Genomic DNA, 21,539 nt, shown 5'->3' on the forward strand with positions numbered 1-21,539 from the left:
ACGGTAAATTTCAAATATAATTGTTAAGTGAATTAACAAAAAGGAGAAGATATGACTGTAAACATAGAACTGATTTCACAAACAGATTTAGCGGATGAATCTTTTTATATTGCTATTAATGGTTTAGAACCAAGGGCAATGTATTGTGTAGAAATGTACCTGTCTGATTATTACTGTATAAATGCTCCCTTGCTTTTAGATCATGATGTTATATGGAAATCAACCGCAATTTTTTTATCTGATCAGGACGGTATGATTGATACCTCTCAGACAGCATCTATTTCGGGATCTTATAAAGGAGTTTCAGAAATGGGATTATTCTTTAATGCGAAACCGTTGAAGAATAGGAAAAGGAGATTACCGAGTTCTCTTGATAGAATTCCATTACGAGATTGTTTTGGTGTTGAAATTAAAATCAGGCTGGGGAAAGATGTGGTCGCGAAGCAAAGTTTTGTAAGGCGTTATATGAATCTGGGAATAAGGTATCAAGATATTTATGATAAGCATTTTCAAGGTCGATTATTTTATGATGAAAAATTAAGAAGGGCGCCAGCCGTGATTATTGTTAGCGGTAGTGAGGGAAGAATTGAAAAAGCTCAGAATATTGCCCAACTTTTATCTTCAAGAGGCTATATTTGTCTTGCAATAGCTTATTTTGGTTTAGAGGGATTACCCCAAAATTTAGAACGAATTCCAATAGAATGTCTGGAAGAAGCGAAAGATTTTCTATACCATCATCCTCAAGTTGATAATACAAAAATAGGAATATATGGTCGCTCTAAAGGAGCAGAGCTTGTTCTGGCTGGACAAAGTATTTTGGATGATGTGCAATGTTTAGTACTCAATTCTCCCTCAAATGTAATATTTGAGGGAATAAAGGGAAAACTCAATTCTAATTCATCTTCTTGGACATATTTACAAAAGGAACTTCCTTATCAAAAATTTCAGTTAGGAGATTATTTGTTAAACAAGTTTTTTGGAAAACATATTCCTGAAGATAGTAGGGCTCAGATTGATTTGAGTAAAATTTCCTCCCCTTTATTATTACTAGGAAGCGATGTTGATGAAATATGGAATGCATCATCCGCGATAGATGATATCATTTCACATTATAAAGGGGAATCCATTTTGTTTAAAAAATACCATGAAACAGGGCATATGTTGACGGTTGCTTATCAACCGAATCATCGTTATCGAAAAGATTGGCACTTATTAATGAAAGAAAGTGTAGACTCGTGGTTTACTACGATAAATTTTTTTGATATACATCTGAAAAATTTGTAGACAGTGTTGAACCGTACTATAATAGTCCCAACTAAGATAAAAACACAGTTCTGGTTGGTAGTCCAGTCTACAAAAGTAATTGCTCAAACAAGATAAATTTGAACTCAAACAGTAAAAACGTAGAGAGAAGTACAAGAGTTACTAGTGACTTTCTCTTTCATAAAATAGAACAGCTCTTCTCGGATAAAAAGAGCTGTTTTTTGCTTGTATTGAAAATTCTTTTCATAGATTATTTCCTAATGGATTTACTTGTCGTTAAAAATTTGGCTAATGGAAGTTTCAAATTCAAGACAATACTTACTTGCTTCAAATTCAATCATATCATATTCAGCAGTTTCATTTTGATAGAAGGGATTGTGTGTCATGATTTCTAGTTAATTTTTTATTGTTTGATTTGGCGAGAATAATACTACCGATTCTTGAATTTTTCGGCCAGATGCGGTAAAACATCTCTTTTATAGCGCATATTTAAAAATATAATGTGTTCTTGTAAGTGTTTTTAAGCTTCATTTAGCAATTCGGTAGGAGAAAAATGGCTGTAGCCTTCTCTACTTTAACTTAACCCTAATCATCTCACCACTTAACCTTTCATTTTAACCACTTATCTCAAAAGTCGATTTTTCTGTCATTATTTTTGTTAAACTAGTGAGATAAAAGGAGGGAAGAAATATGATTTTACAAGCTAAACATTTGACTAAACGGTACGGTACTCATATGGCTGTCGATGATATTCAGTTAGAGTTTGAAAAAGGAAGTTTCAATGCTATTTTGGGACCCAATGGTGCAGGAAAATCAACCACCATTTCCATGTTAATCGGTTTGAAAAAGCCGACACAAGGTCAGATTCGCTATGCGCCAAATACGAAAATCGGAGTTGTTTTTCAAGCTAGTGTACTGGATGAGATGTTGACGGTTAGGGAAAATCTCACGATTCGTGCTCAACAGTATAAGGAGATTGCAGCAAGTCGTGTGGATGATTTGATCCATCAACTGGGCTTGACTGCTTTCCAGAAACAACTATATGGGACTTTGTCAGGTGGACAAAAACGTCGGGTTGATATTGCGCGTGCTCTTCTTTCGCGACCAGATATTCTTTTCTTGGATGAACCAACGACAGGTCTTGATATTCAGACTCGCAAATCCATCTGGGATCTTCTGTATCGACTACAAAAGGATGAAGGGATGACTATTATCTTAACGACTCATTATTTGGATGAAGCGGATGAAGCGGATCAGATCTATATCGTTGATCATGGGAAAGTGATTGCGCAAGGTTCTGCGACTAAGATTAAAAGTCAGTATGCATCTAATATCCTAAAAATTCGTTTTAAAGAAATAACCGATTTAGAAAAATTGCTACGGACTGGAATGGTAGTAGAGAAAGAAAATAAGTTGGAATATCTTTTTTATCCAAGAACGTCACTGGAAGCTATTGAATTTTTGGCAAAAGTTCGAGAAGAAATTGATTATTTTGAGTTTCGCCCAGGTACCATGGATGATGCCTTTATTGCACTTACAGGAAGAGAGGTTCGCTAATGTTAGCTTTATTGAAACGGAATTTTATCTTATATTTTCGTAATCGTTCAGGAGTATTTTTCTCATTATTGGGGGCATTGATTTCCTTCCTGCTTTATATCATTTTTTTGCAGAAGAACTTGACGGATGCTTGGACCCAACTCCCTGAAAATACGAAGCTTTTAAATAACTGGCTGATGGGTGGGACCTTGGCTGTGACTGGGATTACAACCAGTTTTACGGCTCTTACACAAATGGTACAGGATCGTGAAAATCAAGTAGATCAAGATCTTTTCTTGACAGATTTAGGTAGCTGGGGCTTACAGGTGTCCTATCTAATCAGCAGTATTATCATTTCTTTTGTCATGCAGGTGTTTATGTTTGCTGTTATGAGCCTTTATTTTAGAGAAAGTCCAGTTATCAGTTATTTACCGGAAATTACTTTGATTATGCTGTTAAGCAGTCTGCTTTCAAGTGTGGTAAATATTCTTTTGATTTACCGTTTTCAATCTGTAGATAGTCTTGGCAAACTGGCAACTATAGTGGGGACTGCTTCTGGATTTTTGGTAGGAACTTATATCCCCATTGGAGTATTACCTGATTTTGCACAAATTATCATGAAGTGTACCCCTGCAACTTATATTGCTTCTCTCTATCGACAAATTTTAATGAAAGAGCGTTTAGAAACTGCATTTACAGGAAATAGCAGTCTGTTACAGGAATTTCAAGAAAAAATGGGAATCCAAATCAACTGGCAAGAACTATTGACAAAGGAAGAGACATACTTTATAGTGGTTATTATCAGTTTCGTCGCTATTCTTCTTTGGCTTTTATTTGTTAAAGTGTTTAGCAAGAGAAAATAAAGGTATATTGGAGAGAAAATGAAGATTCGTTTTGAAATGAAGACAGAGTTTTCAGAAAAGGACCCACATATTGTAATTCAGGCAGCTCAGTTAACTGACCAAGCAAGGGAAGTTATGGAGTATTTAGAACAATTTTCAACGACCAATCAGGTGGCCATTCCTATTCGAGCGGATGATTATCTGGTTATGGTTAAGATTGAGGATATTATTCTAGCTGATATTGATAAGAATTTATTAACCATTTATACGGTAGACGGGATTTATAAAACGAAGGAAACATTGATAAACTTTCAGAATCGGATTAATCGGCGTAACTTTATACAGATATCACGTCATTCAATTATAAACATTGACCACTTAGAATCGTTATCAGATAGTTTTTCAGGGAACATGATGGCTAAAATGACTCGGGGCATCAAATCTAGTGTGAGTCGGAAATACGTTAAGTCCTTAATGAATTATCTAGGTTTATAGGAGAAAATCATGAAACGATTAATTGATTATTTTGTATCGGGAATGCGCACGGCTTCCTTCTTTTATTTGAGTATGATGTTATTAGCGCAGTGTTATCCAAGCGTTACCTATCCTACACCAATGGTAAAAAATATTCTAGCTCTGTTTTTAATGGGTGGAATTATGGGGGTATTGACTTTAATACTTGAAAAGCTAGAGTTTCTTGCTTTTAGTATACGTGTAGGAGTTCATTTATTAGTTACAGCTACTGTCTTAGTATTGACCTCTCTATTTTTTGGCTGGGGTTCAGTTTTATGGAGCCCTTTGCTTTGGTTCTTTTTCTTGTTAATTTATGGATTGATATGGCTGTATCAAATCTGGCGGACTCATAAACTCACACAACAAATTAATCAAGCCTTGGAGGATAAAAGAAAGAAGACGGATAAATAGTGTAGTGTTTAGTATGAAGTTAGAGGAGAGTGCTAGTTTCCATTTAGAGTAATTTATGATATAGTATTTTCAGTATAAAAATAAGGAGAAAGCTATGCCAGTAAATGAATATGGTCAGATGATTGGTGAGTCAATGGAAGGTTATACACCCGGTGCACTGCCTTCTATTGATTTCTTAGAAGGGCGTTATGCTAGGGTAGAGGCTCTTTCGGTGGAAAAGCATGTAGAGGATTTATTAGCTGTTTATGGTCCAGATACTCCTCGGGAGATGTGGACCTACCTCTTTCAGGAACCAGTGGCAGATATGGAGGAGCTGCTTAGCCTTTTAAACCAGATGTTGGCTCGTAAGGATCGCTTTTACTATGCGATTGTAGACAAGGAAACTGGTAAGACTTTGGGAACTTTTTCTCTCATGCGCATTGACCAAAATAACCGAGTGATAGAAGTGGGAGCGGTCACTTTTTCTCCAGAGCTCAGGGGAACACGAATAGGGACAGAAGCTCACTATCTCTTGGCGCGCTATGTTTTTGAGGAGCTTAACTATCGTCGCTACGAATGGAAATGTGATTCTCTTAATCTGCCATCCAGACGAGCTGCGGAGCGTTTGGGATTTGTCTATGAAGGGACCTTCCGCCAGGCAGTCGTATATAAGGGGCGTACTCGTGATACGGATTGGTTGTCTATGATTGATAAGGACTGGCCCAAAGTCAAAGCTCGATTGGAAGCATGGTTGGCTCCTGAAAATTTTGATAAAAATGGACGACAGTACAAGAGCTTAAGAGAGCTTTAATAGGTGTTGACATGATCACTATTAAAAAGCAAGAAATTGTCAAGTTAGAGGATGTTTTGCATCTCTATCAGGCTGTCGGTTGGACAAATTATACCCATCAACCAGAGATGCTGGAGCAGGCCTTATCTCATTCATTAGCGATTTATGTGGCGCTTGATGATGATACTGTGGTGGGCTTGATTCGTTTGGTTGGAGATGGATTCTCATCAGTATTGGTTCAAGATTTAATCGTTTTACCTATCTATCAGCGTCAAGGGATTGGTAGTGCCCTAATGAAAGAGGCTTTAGAGGCTTACAAAGATGTCTATCAAGTCCAGCTGGTGACAGAACAGACAGAAAGAACCTTGAGATTCTATCGTTCTATGGGCTTTGAAATCTTATCCACCTATAATTGTATAGGGATGACTTGGGTGAATAGAGAAAAATAACAAAACTTGTTTTTCTTAAGCAAAGTTTAAGGATGGTCTAGTATTATATAACCATTAAATAAAGACCTCCTAACTTTATTTAATGAAATCCTAAAACTTTTTTTCATCATAATCTCCTAATGAAGTCACCCAATCAGGTGGCTTTTTTTGTGGGGTGGATAGATGCTGATAGAAATTTTTTGCAAAATGGTAGAATTTGAGAAAAGTTAAGCTAGTTTTAAGCTTCGTCTTGTACCATATGGTTATTAAATAAAGACCTCCTAACTTTATTTAATAAAATCCTAAACTTTTCTTTTTCATAATAATCTCCCTTAACTCCACCCAATCAGGTGGAGTTTTTTGGCTCTATTTCAGGATTTTGAGGACTATTCTAAAAATAATTTTCCGATAATTTCCGGTATTTTCGGATTTTGGTCGGGGAATTGGCGGGGACTTTTTTAGGAAATATGACTAAGAAATAGGTTTGTTGTTACTTCAGCTACTTCAAACTCAATTTGCTTGTAAGTGACTGTTAATTGAAGGACTGGAACTGCTGTAATAATGATTTTGCTTGTCCAGTAGTGGCGTATTAAATGAGGAGTGACATGTAAGATTGTCTCTTCGTTTACTAAATCAAAATTTCTATGAAATTGATAGAATCCCTAACTTTCTCTTAAACTTGAAAGTCTTGTTGTAAAGCGGTTAAAGCTTGAGAAGCTGAGAATGTAAAGTTTTGACAAATTTTGTGAACTATGGGATAATAAAAAGGAATTGAGTACTAGTTCTATATCATAGGCTAGAAAAGACCCCAAGCTCACGTCCAAATAAGCTTGAGGTCTTTTTTGACACTATTTATCCTTGTTTAGCCATTTATCGACTAATCGAAGAACGACACCGACCACAATTGGTCCGATGATAGTTTTGAGTACTAATTCCATCATGGACTATCTTACTTCCTATGGCAGGCGATGAAGCAGTGATGTAGAATAAAGTGCTAAAGTCGGGAGTCACCCAATCGGGTGGCTTTTTTGTTTGTGGCTTGGTTTTTTGATATAATAGAGCCATGAGTAGAATTTTAGATAATGAGATAATAGGGGATGAGGAGTTAGTAGAACGCACGCTACGTCCTCAGTACTTACGTGAATATATTGGGCAGGACAAGGTCAAGGACCAGCTCCAAATCTTTATCGAAGCCGCCAAAATGCGGGATGAAGCGCTGGATCATGTGCTCTTATTCGGGCCTCCAGGCTTGGGAAAAACAACCATGGCTTTTGTTATTGCCAACGAACTAGGTGTCAATCTCAAGCAGACTTCGGGTCCAGTCATTGAAAAAGCCGGTGATCTGGTAGCGATTTTGAATGACTTAGAGCCTGGGGATGTCCTTTTTATTGATGAGATTCATCGTTTGCCCATGTCGGTGGAAGAGGTGCTTTATAGTGCCATGGAGGACTTCTACATTGATATCATGATTGGGGCTGGTGAAGGCAGTCGCAGTGTTCATTTGGAGTTACCACCTTTTACCTTGATTGGTGCGACGACTCGGGCTGGTATGCTCTCAAATCCACTACGGGCACGTTTTGGGATTACGGGGCATATGGAGTATTATGCTCATGCTGACTTGACAGAAATTGTTGAGCGGACGGCAGATATTTTTGAGATGGAAATCACTCATGAGGCAGCATCCGAGCTGGCCTTGCGTAGTCGTGGAACCCCTCGTATTGCCAATCGTCTCCTCAAGCGCGTGCGCGATTTTGCCCAGATTATGGGGAATGGGGTTATCGATGATCTTATTACCGATAAGGCTTTGACTATGCTGGATGTTGACCATGAAGGTCTGGACTATGTGGACCAGAAAATCCTTCAGACCATGATTGAGATGTACGGTGGTGGCCCTGTTGGTCTAGGAACTCTTTCTGTTAACATAGCAGAAGAGCGTGAGACCGTTGAAGACATGTATGAGCCCTACTTGATTCAAAAAGGTTTTATCATGCGGACACGGTCTGGACGGGTGGCGACTGCTAAGGCATATGAGCATTTGGGGTATGAGTACAATGAAAAATAAGCAAGAAATTCTAGAGGCTTTTAGAAAAAATCCAGATATGATGGCTATTCTGACTATCATTCGAGATCTTGGCTTAAAAGACTCGTGGTTGGCAGCAGGTTCTGTCAGAAATTTTATCTGGAATCTCTTGTCAGACAAATCCCCTTTTGACTGTGAAACAGATGTAGATGTGATTTTCTTTGATCCGGATATTTCTTATGAGGAAACCCTGTCCCTAGAGAAAAAACTGCGAGAGGACTTTCCTCAGTACCAGTGGGAATTGAAAAATCAGGTCTATATGCACCAGCACAGCCCTCATACTGCTCCCTATAGCAGCTCTTGTGATGCTATGAGTAAGTATCCAGAACGATGTACGGCTGTTGGACTACGCTTGAATGAAGAATCTGATTTTGAACTCTATGCACCTTATGGTTTGGAGGATATTTTGAATTTTCAAGTTCGTCCCACTCCTCATTTCTTAGAAAATGAAGACCGAATGGCTCTCTATCAAACACGATTATCCAAGAAAAATTGGCAGGAAAAATGGAAAAATTTGATTTTTAAAAATACTTAAGGAAACTTTAAGCTAGGAAGTGTATACTAAGTCCATAAGTTAAGAAGACCTTAACTTAAACTCCTAAAACTTTTTCATAATAATCTCCCTATAAAAAATAGAGTCGCCCAATCAGGCGGCTTATTTTTTTGAAAAATGGGCTTGGTGCCTGAGAATAATACTCAATGAAAATCAAAGAGCAAACTAGGAAGCTAGCCGCAGGCTGTACTTGAGTACGGCAAGGTGAAGCTGACGTGGTTTGAAGAGATTTTCGAAGAGTATAAATAGCTTAGTGATAGAAGAAAATAGGGAAATATGGTATAATGAAACGATAGATTTTTGAATAGGAATAAGATCATGTTTGGATTTTTTAAGAAAGATAAGGCTGTGGAAGTAGAGGTTCCGACACAGGTTCCTGCTCATATCGGCATCATCATGGATGGCAATGGCCGTTGGGCTAAAAAACGTATGCAACCGCGAGTTTTTGGACACAAGGCGGGCATGGAAGCATTGCAAACTGTGACCAAGGCAGCCAACAAACTAGGAGTTAAAGTTATTACGGTCTATGCTTTTTCTACAGAAAACTGGACCCGTCCAGATCAGGAAGTTAAGTTTATCATGAACTTGCCAGTAGAGTTTTATGATAATTATGTCCCAGAATTGCATGCGAATAATGTTAAGATTCAAATGATTGGGGAAACGGACCGCCTGCCTAAGCAAACCTTTGAAGCTCTGACCAAGGCTGAGGGATTGACTAAGAACAACACAGGTTTGATTCTTAATTTTGCCCTCAACTATGGTGGACGTGCTGAGATTACACAGGCTCTTAAGTTGATTTCCCAGGATGTGTTAGATGCCAAAATCAACCCAGGTGACATCACAGAGGAATTGATTGGCAACTATCTCTTCACCCAGCATTTGCCTAAGGAGTTACGAGACCCAGACTTGATTATCCGTACTAGTGGAGAATTGCGTTTGAGTAATTTCCTTCCATGGCAGGGAGCCTACAGTGAGCTCTATTTTACGGATACCTTGTGGCCTGATTTTGACGAGGCGGCCTTGCAGGAAGCCATTCTTGCCTACAATCGTCGTCATCGCCGATTTGGAGGAGTTTAGGAGGAAATATGACACAGGATTTACAGAAAAGAACCTTGTTTGCAGGGATTGCCCTGGCTATTTTCCTACCAATTTTAATGATTGGTGGCCTCTTGCTTCAGATAGCAATTGGAATCATAGCCATGCTAGCCATGCATGAACTTTTGAAGATGAGAGGTCTAGAGACCATGACGATGGAGGGCCTCTTGACCCTCTTTGCAACCTTTGCCTTGACCATTCCCTTGGAGAATTACCTGACTTTTTTGCCAGTTGATGGGAATGTGGTGGCTTATAGTGTATTGATTTCAATCATGTTAGGAACGACTGTATTTAGCAAGTCTTATACGATTGAGGATGCTGTTTTCCCTCTTGCTATGAGTTTCTATGTTGGCTTTGGATTTAATGCTTTACTAGATGCTCGCGTTGCAGGTTTAGATAAGGCTCTATTGGCCTTGTGCATCGTCTGGGCGACAGACAGTGGTGCCTATCTTGTTGGGATGAACTATGGTAAACGAAAGTTAGCTCCGACAGTTTCTCCAAATAAAACCTTTGAGGGTGCCTTGGGTGGTATTTTAGGTGCGATTTTAGTAACTATTATCTTTATGATAGTTGACAGTACAGTTGCTCTTCCGTATGGAATTTACAAGATGTCAGTCTTTGCTATTTTCTTTAGTATTGCTGGACAATTTGGTGATTTACTAGAAAGTTCGATCAAGCGTCACTTTGGTGTCAAGGATTCTGGGAAATTTATCCCTGGACATGGTGGTGTTTTGGATCGTTTCGATAGTATGTTGCTTGTATTTCCAATCATGCACTTGTTTGGACTCTTTTAATCAAAAGACGGAGGAAATACTATGCTCGGAATTTTAACCTTTATTCTGGTTTTTGGGATTATTGTAGTGGTGCACGAGTTCGGACACTTCTACTTTGCCAAGAAATCAGGGATTCTAGTGCGTGAATTTGCCATTGGCATGGGACCCAAGATCTTTGCTCATATTGGCAAGGATGGAACAGCCTATACCATCCGAATCTTGCCTCTGGGTGGCTATGTTCGCATGGCCGGTTGGGGTGATGATACGACTGAAATCAAGACAGGAACTCCTGTCAGTTTGACGCTTACTGATGATGGTAAGGTTAAACGCATCAATCTCTCAGGTAAAAAATTGGATCAAACAGCTCTTCCTATGCAGGTGACCCAGTTTGACTTTGAAGACAAGCTCTTTATCAAGGGTTTGGTTCTGGAAGAAGAAAAAACATTTGGAGTGGATCACGATGCAACGGTTGTGGAAGCAGATGGTACTGAGGTTCGGATTGCACCTTTAGATGTTCAATATCAAAATGCGACTATCTGGGGGAAACTGATTACCAACTTTGCAGGTCCTATGAACAACTTTATCTTAGGTGTCGTTGTTTTTTGGATTTTAATCTTTATGCAGGGTGGTGTCAGAGATGTTGATACCAACCAGTTCCATGTCATGCCCCAAGGGGCCTTGGCTAAGGTGGGAGTACCAGAAACGGCACAAATTACCAAGATTGGCTCACATGAGGTTAGCAACTGGGAAAGCTTGATTCAGGCTGTGGAATCAGAAACCAAAGATAAGACGGCCCCGACCTTGGATGTGACTATTTCTGAAAAGGGGAGTGACAAACAAGTTACGGTTACTCCGGAAGAAAGTCAAGGCCGTTACCTTCTAGGTGTTCAACCGGGGATTAAGTCAGATTTTGTATCTATGTTTGTAGGTGGTTTTACAACTGCTGCTGACTCGGCCCTCCGAATTTTATCAGCTCTGAAAAATCTGATTTTCCAACCGGATTTGAACAAGCTAGGTGGACCTGTTGCCATCTTTAAGGCAAGTAGTGATGCTGCTAAAAATGGAATTGAGAATGTCTTGTACTTCTTGGCAATTATTTCCATCAATATTGGGATTTTTAATCTTATTCCGATTCCAGCCCTGGATGGTGGTAAGATTGTGCTCAATATCCTGGAAGCCATTCGCCGCAAACCATTAAAACAAGAAATTGAAACCTATGTCACCTTGGCCGGAGTGGTCATCATGGTTGTCTTGATGATTGCTGTGACCTGGAATGACATTATGCGACTCTTTTTTAGATAATCGAGGAATATTATGAAACAAAGTAAAATGCCTATCCCAACGCTTCGCGAAATGCCAAGCGATGCTCAAGTTATCAGCCATGCTCTTATGTTACGAGCTGGTTATGTTCGCCAAGTTTCAGCAGGTGTTTATTCTTACTTACCACTTGCCAACCGTGTGATTGAAAAAGCCAAAAATATCATGCGCCAAGAATTTGATAAGATTGGTGCCGTTGAGATGTTGGCTCCTGCCCTTCTCAGTGCAGAATTGTGGCGCGAATCAGGTCGTTACGAAACTTATGGTGAGGATCTTTACAAACTAAAAAACCGTGAAAAATCAGACTTTATCCTAGGTCCAACTCACGAAGAAACCTTTACAGCTATTGTCCGTGATTCTGTTAAGTCTTACAAGCAATTGCCACTTAACCTTTACCAAATCCAGCCTAAGTATCGTGATGAAAAACGCCCACGTAATGGACTACTCCGTACACGTGAGTTTATCATGAAAGATGCTTACAGTTTCCACGCTAACTATGATAGCTTGGACAGTGTTTACGATGAGTACAAGGCTGCTTATGAGCGTATTTTCACTCGTAGTGGTTTAGATTTCAAGGCTATCATCGGTGACGGTGGAGCCATGGGTGGTAAGGACAGCCAAGAATTTATGGCTATTACACCTGCTCGTACAGACCTTGACCGATGGGTTGTTTTGGACAAGTCAGTTACCTCATTTGATGAAATTCCTGCAGAAGTGCAAGAAGAAATCAAGGCAGAATTGCTTAAATGGATGGTTTCTGGTGAAGATACCATTGCTTACTCAAGTGAGTCTAGCTATGCTGCTAACTTGGAAATGGCAACAAACGAGTACAAACCAAGCAACCGTGTCGTTGCTGAAGAAGAAGTGACTCGTGTTGCAACACCAGATGTTAAAACAATCGATGAAGTTGCCGCCTTCCTCAACGTTCCAGAAGAACAAACGATTAAAACCCTCTTCTACATGGCAGACGGTGAGCTTGTTGCCGCCCTTCTAGTTGGAAATGATCAGCTTAATGAAGTTAAGTTGAAAAACCACTTGGGAGCAGATTTCTTTGACGTTGCTAGCGAAGAAGAAGTGGCAAATGTTGTTCAAGCAGGATTTGGTTCACTTGGCCCAGTTGCTTTGCCAGAGAATATTAAAATTATTGCAGATCGTAAAGTGCAAGATGTTCGCAATGCAGTTGTCGGTGCTAACGAAGATGGCTACCACTTGACTGGTGTGAACCCAGGCCGTGATTTTACTGCAGAATATGTGGATATCCGTGAAGTTCGTGAGGGTGAAATTTCTCCAGACGGACAAGGTGTCCTTAACTTTGCGCGTGGTATCGAAATTGGTCACATCTTCAAACTCGGCACTCGCTATTCAGCAAGTATGGGAGCAGATGTTTTGGACGAAAATGGCCGTGCTGTGCCAATTATCATGGGATGTTACGGTATCGGTGTCAGCCGTCTCCTTTCAGCAGTGATGGAGCAACACGCTCGCCTCTTTGTTAACAAAACGCCAAAAGGTGAATACCGTTACGCTTGGGGAATCAACTTCCCTAAAGAATTGGCACCATTTGATGTGCACTTGATCACTGTCAATGTCAAGGATGATGAAGCGCAAGCCTTGACAGAAAAGCTTGAAGCAAGCTTGATGGGAGCTGGTTACGAAGTCTTGACAGATGACCGTAACGAACGTGTTGGTGTTAAATTCAGCGATAGTGACTTGATTGGATTGCCAATCCGTATCACTGTTGGGAAGAAAGCAGCTGATGGTATCGTAGAAGTGAAGATTAAAGCGACTGGTGATACCATCGAAGTTCATGCAGATAACTTGCTTGAAACGCTTGAAATTCTCAGCAAGAAATAAAAACTATAATCAGAAGAAAAACAAGGAAAAAATGTAACTAGTTTTTACCTTGTTTTTTCTATATAATGGGAAAAATGAGTAGATAAAGAGGTAAATGTATGCTAAGATTTCCAAAGGATTTTGTCTGGGGATCCTCTACTTCTGGACCACAAACAGAAGGACGTGTAGCTGGTGACGGTAAGGGAGATAATCTATGGGATTATTGGTACCAAGTGGAGCCAAATCGTTATTATAATGGGATTGGTCCAGATAAAACATCAACCTTTTATGAAAACTGGGAAAAGGATATTGAGCTACTGTTAGAAACTGGTCACACGGCCTTTCGGACTTCTATTCAGTGGTCACGGATTTTTCCACAAGGGCGTGGGGAAGTCAATCCTCAAGGTGTAGACTTTTACCGTAAGGTTTTTGAGGCTATTAAGGCCAAAGGGATTCGTCTTTTAGTGAATCTTTATCATTTTGATTTGCCTTTTGCCCTTCAAGAGGATGGTGATGGTTGGGAAAATAAGGCGACTGTCTCAGCCTATGAAGACTATGCTCGTTTTTGTTTTGAGACTTATGGAGATTTAGTGGATCAATGGATTACCTTTAACGAGCCAATCGTTCCAGTAGAATTTGGCTATTTTTACGATGCCCATTATCCACATAAGGTGGATGCAGAGGCAGCCGTTAAAGTAGCTTATCATACACAATTGGCTAGCAGTCGGACGGTTAAGGCTTGTCATGAACTCTTGCCTGATTCCAAGATTGGGATTGTCCTCAACTTGACACCGGCTTATCCACGTAGCCAGCATCCTGCTGATGTCAAGGCAGCTCGTATTGCGGACCTCTTTCAGGCCCAATCTTTCTTAGATCCGTCCGTTTTGGGTACTTATCCACAGGAGTTAGTAGAAATCTTGCATGAATACGGTCTCTTGCCTGATGCTACAGAGGAGGAGTTGGATCTTATTCGTGACAATACGGTGGACTTCCTTGGTGTCAACTACTATCAACCTTTGCGTGTTATGGCACCTCGATTTGCTAAGCATCCAGAGAGTCCACTCTTGCCAGAACATTTTTACGAGCCTTATGTGATGCCTGGACGTAAAATCAATCCTCATCGTGGCTGGGAGATTTATGAGCAAGGGATTTATGACATTGCCCAAAATATCAAGGAAAATTATGGCAATATTGAGTGGATGTTGACAGAGAATGGTATGGGTGTTGAAGGGGAAGAAAAATTCCGTCAAGATGGAATGATTCAAGATGATTACCGTATTGACTTTGTAAAAGGTCATCTTCGTGAACTTCACCGTGCTATTGAAGATGGAGCCAACTGTAAAGGATACTTAATCTGGACCTTTATTGACTGTTGGTCATGGCTCAATAGTTATAAAAATCGCTATGGCTTGGTCGAATTAGACTTGGAAACGCAAGAACGTCGTCTGAAGAAATCAGGGCACTGGTTCAAGGAATTAAGCGATAATAATGGATTTTAAAAAGGACTCTGACTGATTATCCTAATTGGTCAGAGTCTTTTGCTTACAGGAGAGTAATTTGAACTATACCAATTTTTACTCTTGACAAGTGAAAGAAACAAGTATATACTGTTTTTGCTGATTCTATAAAAGAGGAATTAGACTATACCAATTTTAAGGAGAAAGCACAGCTGGTCTGTGTCGTATATACTATGTGTGGAATTGTTGGTGTTGTTGGAAACACAAATGCAACTGATATTTTGATTCAAGGGCTTGAAAAGCTCGAATACCGTGGCTATGATTCTGCGGGAATTTTTGTCCTAGGTGGTGCTGAAAATCACCTAGTCAAGGCTGTAGGTCGTATCGCAGAATTGTCTGCTAAAACAGCTGGTGTTGAGGGAACAACTGGTATCGGACATACTCGTTGGGCAACTCATGGGAAACCAACGGAAGATAATGCTCACCCACACCGCTCTGAGACAGAACGTTTTGTTTTGGTGCACAATGGGGTGATTGAGAACTACCTTGAAATCAAGGAAGAATACCTTGCAGGTCACCACTTCAAAGGGCAAACAGATACGGAAATAGCCGTTCACTTGATTGGAAAATTTGCGGAAGAAGAAGGTCTCTCAGTTCTTGAAGCCTTCAAAAAAGCTCTTCATATCATACGTGGTTCTTATGCTTTTGCCTTGGTTGACTCACAAGATCCTGAAGTCATCTACGTAGCTAAAAATAAATCACCACTTTTGATTGGTCTTGGAGAAGGCTATAACATGGTCTGCTCAGATGCTATGGCTATGATTCGTGAGACCAACCAATACATGGAAATTCATGACCAAGAGTTGGTAATCGTCAAGGCGGATAGCGTGGAAGTTCAAGACTATGAAGGTAATAGTCGTGAGCGTGCTAGCTACACTGCTGAGCTAGACTTATCTGATATCGGTAAGGGAACTTATCCTTACTACATGCTCAAGGAAATTGATGAGCAACCAACTGTTATGCGTAAACTCATCCAAGCCTACACAGATGAGGCTGGTCAAGTAGTGGTAGATCCTGCTATCATCCAGGCCGTTCAAGAGGCAGACCGTATTTACATCCTTGCAGCTGGAACATCTTACCACGCAGGATTTGCTTCTAAGAAGATGCTGGAAGAATTGACAGATACACCAGTTGAACTTGGAATCTCATCTGAGTGGGGCTACGGTATGCCACTTCTCAGCAAGAAACCACTCTTCATCTTTATCAGCCAGTCTGGTGAAACAGCGGATAGTCGTCAGGTTTTGGTTAAGGCTAATGAAATGGGAATCCCAAGCTTGACAGTAACAAACGTACCAGGTTCAACTCTTTCACGTGAAGCCAACCATACCATGCTCCTTCATGCAGGTCCTGAAATTGCCGTGGCATCAACAAAGGCCTATACAGCGCAAATCGCAGTCCTTGCCTTCCTTGCAAAAGCAGTAGGAGAAGCAAATGGCAATGCCAAAGCGCAAGCCTTTGATTTGGTTCATGAATTGTCAATTGTAGCTCAGTCTATCGAATCAACTCTTTCAGAGAAAGAAACCATTGAAGCCAAGGTTCGTGAGCTACTTGAAACAACTCGTAACGCCTTTTACATCGGACGTGGTCAAGATTACTACGTAGCCATGGAAGCAAGCCTTAAACTCAAAGAGATTTCTTATATCCAGTGTGAAGGCTTTGCGGCAGGAGAACTCAAGCACGGAACTATTGCCTTGATTGAAGAAGGAACGCCTGTCTTGGCTCTCTTGTCAGATCCAGTCCTTGCCAACCACACTCGTGGAAATATCCAAGAGGTGGCAGCCCGTGGTGCCAAAGTCCTCACTATCGCAGAAGAAAATGTTGCTAAAGAGACAGACGATATCGTCCTTACGACCGTACACCCTTACCTCTCACCAATTTCAATGGTTGTGCCAACGCAATTAGTCGCTTACTTTGCAACACTCCACCGTGGCCTCGATGTGGATAAACCACGTAATCTTGCTAAGTCAGTAACGGTAGAATAAGCTAAAAAAGTCTAGTTATCTAGGCTTTTTCTTGTGAGCAAATTGGTTGCTTGTACTCAAGATTCGTGTTATACTCTTCGAAAATCAAATTCAAACCACGTCAGCTTCCATCTGCAACCTCAAAACACTGTTTTGAGCAGCCTGCGGCTAGCTTCCTAGTTTGCTCTTTGATTTTCATTGAGTGTTAGAATAATTTGTCAAAATGAAGGACCGAAATAGACAAGGAGAATTACTGTGGTAGAATTGGGAATTTCAACATTTGGGGAAACAACGGAGCTTGAAGGGACTGGACAGACTTACAGTCATGCCGAACGCATTCGCCAGTTGCTGGCAGAGATTGAACTGGCTGACAAGGTTGGTTTGGATGTGTATGGGATTGGTGAGCACCATCGAGCGGATTTTGCGATATCTGCTCCAGAGATTGTTCTGGCAGCTGGGGCAGTCAATACCAAGAAAATCCGTTTGACCAGTGCAGTCAGCATTCTCTCGAGCATGGATCCGATTCGTTTGTTCCAACAGTATGCCACTATTGATGCTTTGTCAAATGGACGTGCGGAGATTATGGCCGGAAGGGGTTCTTTCACGGAATCTTTTCCCTTGTTTGGCTATGATTTGAAAGACTACGAAGCTCTTTTTGATGAGAAATTAGACTTGCTTCAATTAGTCAATGAAAAGACAAAACTAGATTGGCAAGGTCGATTGACCCAAACAATCTCTGGCAAAGAAGTTTATCCTCGTCCAGTTCAGGACAAATTGCCCTTGTGGATAGCGACAGGTGGTCATGTCGAATCAACTGTGAAGATTGCTCAGGCTGGTCTACCGATTGTTTATGCTATTATTGGTGGCAATCCGCGTTATTTTAAAAAGTTGATTCAGGCTTATCGTGAGATTGGGAGCGAAGCGGGCTATGCCAGTCAGGAACTAAAGGTTGGAGCTCATTCTTGGGGATGGATTGCTGAGGATGGCAAGCAGGCGGTGAAATATTATTTCCATCCGACCAAGCAAGTGGTGGATGCTATTTCTAAAGATCGTCCGCACTGGCAGGAATTGCGTTATGAGCAATATTTGGAGCAAGTTGGGCCAAATGGTGCTATGTTTGTGGGCAATCCAGATCAGGTGGCCGAAAAATTGATTCGTATGATTGAAGACTTAGGTTTGGACCGCTTCATGCTCCATCTACCGCTTGGTTCCATGCCCCATGACCAGGTTCTGAGAGCTATTGAACTATTCGGAATGCAAGTGGCACCCAAAGTACGGGAATACTTTGCCATGAAAGAGGCTTAATAAAAAATCCTAATCAGGCTGATAAAAAATCTATATAACAACTATTTTAAAAAAGCAATAAACAAAAAAGAATCTCTGAAAAGCTAGTAAAATCAAGCTTTCCAGAGATTTTTTCGTTATTGATATAAACAATATCAATCAAGTCGATAGTCAATATATATTGGGAAAAGGTCAAAAGGAGTGGTAAGATGGTTTCAATCCAAATGGGAGGAGTAAAGTATGACAAGTAAAAGAGAACTAGTTTTTAGAGCCATCCGAGGAGAAGAAGTGGAACGGGTTCCTGTTGGCTTTTGGTTCCATTTTGTAACGCTGGAGGAAAAAGGACAAGGTTTAAATAATCCACGCATCTTTCAAAAAAGTGTAGAGGGACATCGGAAGTACGTTGATAGAATTCATCCTGATTTTGTCAAAATAATGAGTGACGGTTTTTTCATTTATCCAAGTAATGTCTATAGTCCTTCTGTTACAAGTATTCAGGAGTTGGCTTCTATTGAGTCAATTGATGAAAATCATCCTTGGATTCAGCAACAAGTAGAAGTAGTACAAGCCATTCGAGCAACCTTCACTGAGGAGATTGCTTCATTCTACAATATCTTTTCTCCGATTTCCTACCTGAAACGGTGGTTTCGTACAGAAACTTCTAGAGGTGATAAGGAGGTTGCTGATCTATTACTTGAAAATCCAGAGCTATTCAGGGAGATTTTAGATGTAATAGCTGAGGATATCGCTATCCTAACCAAGGCAATCATTCAGGATGGTGGAGCAGATGGGATTTACCTCAGTACACAAGAAATTCAGGATCAACGCATCACAGCAGAATTGTATCAAACCTATATTGAGCCAAGCAACATAAAGGTTTTAGAAGCTGCCAATCAGGCAGGTGGGGTCAATATCCTGCATATCTGCGGTTTCCAAGGTGCCAGTAACGATGTGACTATTTTCAAAGATTATCCGGCCCAGGTTTTCAACTGGGCAACCCACCATGAAGCAGTCAATTTGCCTCAAGGTCAGGAGCTATTTCATGGTAAAGCGGTCCTGGGTGGTTTTGAAAATGGGAAGCAGAGCCTGCTTTATGGAGGTAGCAAGGCTGAACTACAAGAGGAAACCAAACGCTTGTTAGCTGAGGCTGGAAGTAGAGGAGTTCTTCTTGGAGCGGATTGCACAGTTCCAGATGACTTTGAATTAGAAAGATTGGACTGGATTCGTCAGGCTGCTGTTTTATAATAGGAGGACCTTATGAAAAGAAAAAAGTGGCTATTGGTAGGGACGGCCCTCGGCTTTGTCATCTTACTTGCGATCAGTCTTACAAAGGGACTTGCTTGTAAGGAAGGGCCAAGATGTCATGGAATTCAGGATTTTCAGAAGGGAAGTCTTCCCTTTATTCAAACCAATGATATTGCCAGTGTTTTATTAGTCGAAAAAGAAAGAAATGGAGAATAGAGATGTCAGAAAAAAGAGAATGGGTTTTAAAAGCATTTAGAGGAGAAGTGGTTGACCGTGTACCTGTAGGTTTTTGGCACCACTTTACATCAGAAGAGGAATGGTTAAAGGGATTTTCAAATCCAGTGATTATTGAAAAGAATATACAAGGTCACAAACGTTTTATCCGTGACCTACATCCAGACTTTATCAAGTTGATGAGTGATGGCTATTTTGCTTATCCAAATCCAGTTATTGCCAAAGGAAAGTCACTCCAAGAGTTGGCAGAGATTGAACCTCTGGGTGAAGATCATCCGTGGATTAGAGAGCAGGTAGAATTAGTGAAGAAGATTAAGCAGGAGTTTACGGAAGATATTGTTGCCATTTACAATATATTTGCGCCTGTGACCTACCTCAAATGGTTACTTGGAGAAGTGTCTGGCGGAGATGATCTCATTGCAGATTTCTTAGTTCAAGATTCTCAGAAATTGAAAAAAGTACTTGATGTAATTGCGCAAGATATCGCTAGCTTGAGTCAAGCTATTATTAAAGATGCAGGAGCAGACGGTATCTATCTCAGTGTGCAAAGTATTCAGGATGCGCGTGTTTCTGTTGAAGACTATCAGGAGATTATTGCGCCGAGTGAACTGACTGTTTTAAATGCAGCTAAGTCGGTTGGTGGGGTAAATATCCTTCATATCTGTGGCTATGAAGGAGCTCGAAACGATATTCATATCTTTGCCGACTATCCAGCTCATGTTTTTAACTGGGCAGTTGGTCCAGAAGGAATTAGCCTAAAAGAAGGTCGTGAGATTTTCAAGGGTCGTGCTGTTCTGGGAGGATTTGAAAATGGTAAAGATGGCCTTCTCTATCGAGGCAGTAAGGAAGAAATTCAAGCTGAAACCAAACGCTTGATAGAAGAAACAGGTAAAGATGGCCTCATACTTGGGGCAGATTGTACCATTCCGAGCGATATTGCAGTTGAGCGTATCCAGTGGGTGAGAGAAGCATTAGCTAAATAAAGGAGAAGAATATGAGTAAGAAAACATGGATTATTGGTGGAGTTGCAGTTGTGGCAGTTCTTGGAGCAACGATTGTTGGTAGAACTTTGGCGGGAGCATCTGCTAAAGGTGCAGATGCAGCTTCGTCTGGACAAGTAACAACTTTAAAAGTTGCCCATACTCAAAACTATGTCCCTTATGATTTTATTGACGAAAAAGGGGGATCAGATGGTTATGAAGTCGCTGTTTTAAAGGCGGTTGATGAGAAATTAGCAGATTATAAATTTGAGTATACTGGAACTAGTGATGATGATCTCTTGATTGGACTTGAGTCTGGCAAGTACGATATTGGAACTAAAGGTGCTTGGTATACAGATGAACGGGCTAAGAAATTCATTATTCCATCTGAGCCAGTAGGAGCCAGCATTATTGGTTTTACTGTCAGAAAAGAAGATGAAGCCAAATACAAGAATATTGATGATTTCGCCAAAAACAAAGGAAAATTAGTACCCATCTCTCCTCAAAATGCCCAGTGGAATGTTATCAATAGCTATAATGACAAGCATAAAGATACATCAATTGAGTTGACAGCTGCTGAATCCTTCAAAGTGGCAGATGCTTATGCTTGGGTTTTAGAAGGACGTTATGATGCTTTCTTTGACATCAAGTTGTCTTTTGAAAAAGCAGTGACAGCAGAGGATGGTTCTTACCACCAATATGCGGACAAACTTAGCTGGTTCCCTTATAAAGGAATCCCAACCTATCCATTGATTCACCGTGATGAAAAGGGCGAGAAGTTTGCTAAAGAGTATGAAAAAGCTATTAAAGAATTAAAAGAAGACGGCACTCTAGCTAAACTTTCTCAAAAATACTTTAAAGAAGATGTCTTTAGTTACGTTGATAAAGATTAGATAAGCAAGCAGGCA

The 21,539-nt window shown here is 40.4% G+C and carries 21 protein-coding genes; 20 read left to right on the forward strand and 1 reads right to left on the reverse strand.

The annotated features are described in order from the left end of the window. Positions 1-51 precede the first annotated feature (51 nt). The 7 genes from RN80_RS03045 to RN80_RS03080 all read left to right on the forward strand — a co-directional run bounded on the left by RN80_RS03045 (position 52) and on the right by RN80_RS03080 (position 5,783). A complete protein-coding gene (locus tag RN80_RS03045; protein WP_045612351.1) occupies positions 52-1,284 on the forward strand; it encodes an acyl-CoA thioesterase/BAAT N-terminal domain-containing protein in 1,233 nt (410 codons plus the stop codon). A gap of 669 nt (positions 1,285-1,953) precedes the next feature. Beyond that, positions 1,954-2,820: an ABC transporter ATP-binding protein gene (locus RN80_RS03055; protein ID WP_060627425.1), complete on the forward strand. Its 867-nt coding sequence runs from the start codon at positions 1,954-1,956 to the stop codon at positions 2,818-2,820. Further along, complete coding sequence (locus RN80_RS03060) at positions 2,820-3,662, forward strand: ABC transporter permease (RefSeq protein WP_060627426.1); 843 nt, start codon at positions 2,820-2,822, stop codon at positions 3,660-3,662. The genes RN80_RS03055 and RN80_RS03060 overlap by 1 nt, the downstream gene beginning before the upstream one ends. Positions 3,663-3,680: 18 nt before the next feature. Beyond that, complete coding sequence (locus tag RN80_RS03065) at positions 3,681-4,136, forward strand: LytTR family DNA-binding domain-containing protein (protein WP_049543950.1); 456 nt, start codon at positions 3,681-3,683, stop codon at positions 4,134-4,136. 9 nt (positions 4,137-4,145) lie between these two features. After that, entirely contained in the window at positions 4,146-4,565 is a 420-nt protein-coding gene (locus RN80_RS03070; protein ID WP_060627428.1) for a DUF3021 domain-containing protein, read from the forward strand. 94 nt (positions 4,566-4,659) lie between these two features. After that, positions 4,660-5,355 (forward strand): GNAT family N-acetyltransferase, encoded by a 696-nt coding sequence (locus RN80_RS03075; RefSeq protein ID WP_060627429.1) that lies wholly within the window; start codon positions 4,660-4,662, stop codon positions 5,353-5,355. A gap of 11 nt (positions 5,356-5,366) precedes the next feature. Then, positions 5,367-5,783, forward strand: coding sequence for a GNAT family N-acetyltransferase (locus RN80_RS03080; protein WP_049499492.1), 417 nt, complete (start codon positions 5,367-5,369; stop codon positions 5,781-5,783). 827 nt (positions 5,784-6,610) lie between these two features. Here RN80_RS03080 and RN80_RS09575 read toward each other — a convergent pair. Next, positions 6,611-6,703 carry a type I toxin-antitoxin system Fst family toxin gene (locus tag RN80_RS09575; protein ID WP_000970382.1) on the reverse strand — a complete coding sequence of 31 codons (93 nt, stop codon included), beginning with the start codon at positions 6,701-6,703 and terminating at the stop codon, positions 6,611-6,613. Between the two features lie 122 nt (positions 6,704-6,825). On the opposite strand from RN80_RS09575, the gene ruvB reads away from it, so the two are divergent. The 13 genes from ruvB (at position 6,826) to RN80_RS03150 (ending at position 21,524) form a co-directional block, all read left to right on the forward strand. Then, positions 6,826-7,824, forward strand: a complete 999-nt coding sequence (ruvB, locus tag RN80_RS03085; protein WP_080998486.1) for a Holliday junction branch migration DNA helicase RuvB — start codon at positions 6,826-6,828, stop codon at positions 7,822-7,824. Next, the gene (locus tag RN80_RS03090; protein ID WP_060627430.1) at positions 7,805-8,377 is read left to right on the forward strand and encodes a nucleotidyltransferase family protein; all 573 of its coding nucleotides are present in this window, start codon (positions 7,805-7,807) and stop codon (positions 8,375-8,377) included. Before ruvB ends, RN80_RS03090 begins: the two co-directional genes overlap by 20 nt. Positions 8,378-8,713: 336 nt before the next feature. Continuing rightward, positions 8,714-9,472, forward strand: a complete 759-nt coding sequence (locus RN80_RS03100; RefSeq protein ID WP_060627432.1) for an undecaprenyl pyrophosphate synthase — start codon at positions 8,714-8,716, stop codon at positions 9,470-9,472. Between the two features lie 8 nt (positions 9,473-9,480). Next, entirely contained in the window at positions 9,481-10,284 is an 804-nt protein-coding gene (locus RN80_RS03105; protein ID WP_000189860.1) for a phosphatidate cytidylyltransferase, read from the forward strand. A gap of 21 nt (positions 10,285-10,305) precedes the next feature. Continuing rightward, complete coding sequence (gene rseP / locus RN80_RS03110) at positions 10,306-11,565, forward strand: RIP metalloprotease RseP (RefSeq protein ID WP_060627434.1); 1,260 nt, start codon at positions 10,306-10,308, stop codon at positions 11,563-11,565. 12 nt (positions 11,566-11,577) lie between these two features. Then, positions 11,578-13,431, forward strand: coding sequence for a proline--tRNA ligase (locus tag RN80_RS03115; protein WP_060627436.1), 1,854 nt, complete (start codon positions 11,578-11,580; stop codon positions 13,429-13,431). A gap of 98 nt (positions 13,432-13,529) precedes the next feature. Next, positions 13,530-14,909, forward strand: a complete 1,380-nt coding sequence (bglA, locus tag RN80_RS03120) for a 6-phospho-beta-glucosidase (protein ID WP_024057399.1) — start codon at positions 13,530-13,532, stop codon at positions 14,907-14,909. A 191-nt stretch (positions 14,910-15,100) separates the two neighbouring features. After that, positions 15,101-16,909 carry a glutamine--fructose-6-phosphate transaminase (isomerizing) gene (gene glmS, locus RN80_RS03125; protein WP_060627438.1) on the forward strand — a complete coding sequence of 603 codons (1,809 nt, stop codon included), beginning with the start codon at positions 15,101-15,103 and terminating at the stop codon, positions 16,907-16,909. A 234-nt stretch (positions 16,910-17,143) separates the two neighbouring features. Next, positions 17,144-18,193 (forward strand): LLM class flavin-dependent oxidoreductase, encoded by a 1,050-nt coding sequence (locus RN80_RS03130; RefSeq protein WP_060627440.1) that lies wholly within the window; start codon positions 17,144-17,146, stop codon positions 18,191-18,193. Between the two features lie 219 nt (positions 18,194-18,412). After that, positions 18,413-19,417, forward strand: coding sequence for a uroporphyrinogen decarboxylase family protein (locus tag RN80_RS03135; protein WP_060627442.1), 1,005 nt, complete (start codon positions 18,413-18,415; stop codon positions 19,415-19,417). Positions 19,418-19,429: 12 nt separating this feature from the next. Beyond that, the gene (locus RN80_RS03140; RefSeq protein WP_060627444.1) at positions 19,430-19,633 is read left to right on the forward strand and encodes a hypothetical protein; all 204 of its coding nucleotides are present in this window, start codon (positions 19,430-19,432) and stop codon (positions 19,631-19,633) included. 2 nt (positions 19,634-19,635) lie between these two features. Further along, positions 19,636-20,634 (forward strand): uroporphyrinogen decarboxylase family protein, encoded by a 999-nt coding sequence (locus tag RN80_RS03145; protein ID WP_060627445.1) that lies wholly within the window; start codon positions 19,636-19,638, stop codon positions 20,632-20,634. 11 nt (positions 20,635-20,645) lie between these two features. Then, complete coding sequence (locus RN80_RS03150; protein WP_060627446.1) at positions 20,646-21,524, forward strand: transporter substrate-binding domain-containing protein; 879 nt, start codon at positions 20,646-20,648, stop codon at positions 21,522-21,524. The last annotated feature ends 15 nt before the right edge of the window (positions 21,525-21,539 follow it).

The sequence above is a fragment of the Streptococcus mitis genome, assembly GCF_001281025.1.
GTDB lineage: Bacteria > Bacillota > Bacilli > Lactobacillales > Streptococcaceae > Streptococcus > Streptococcus mitis_AK.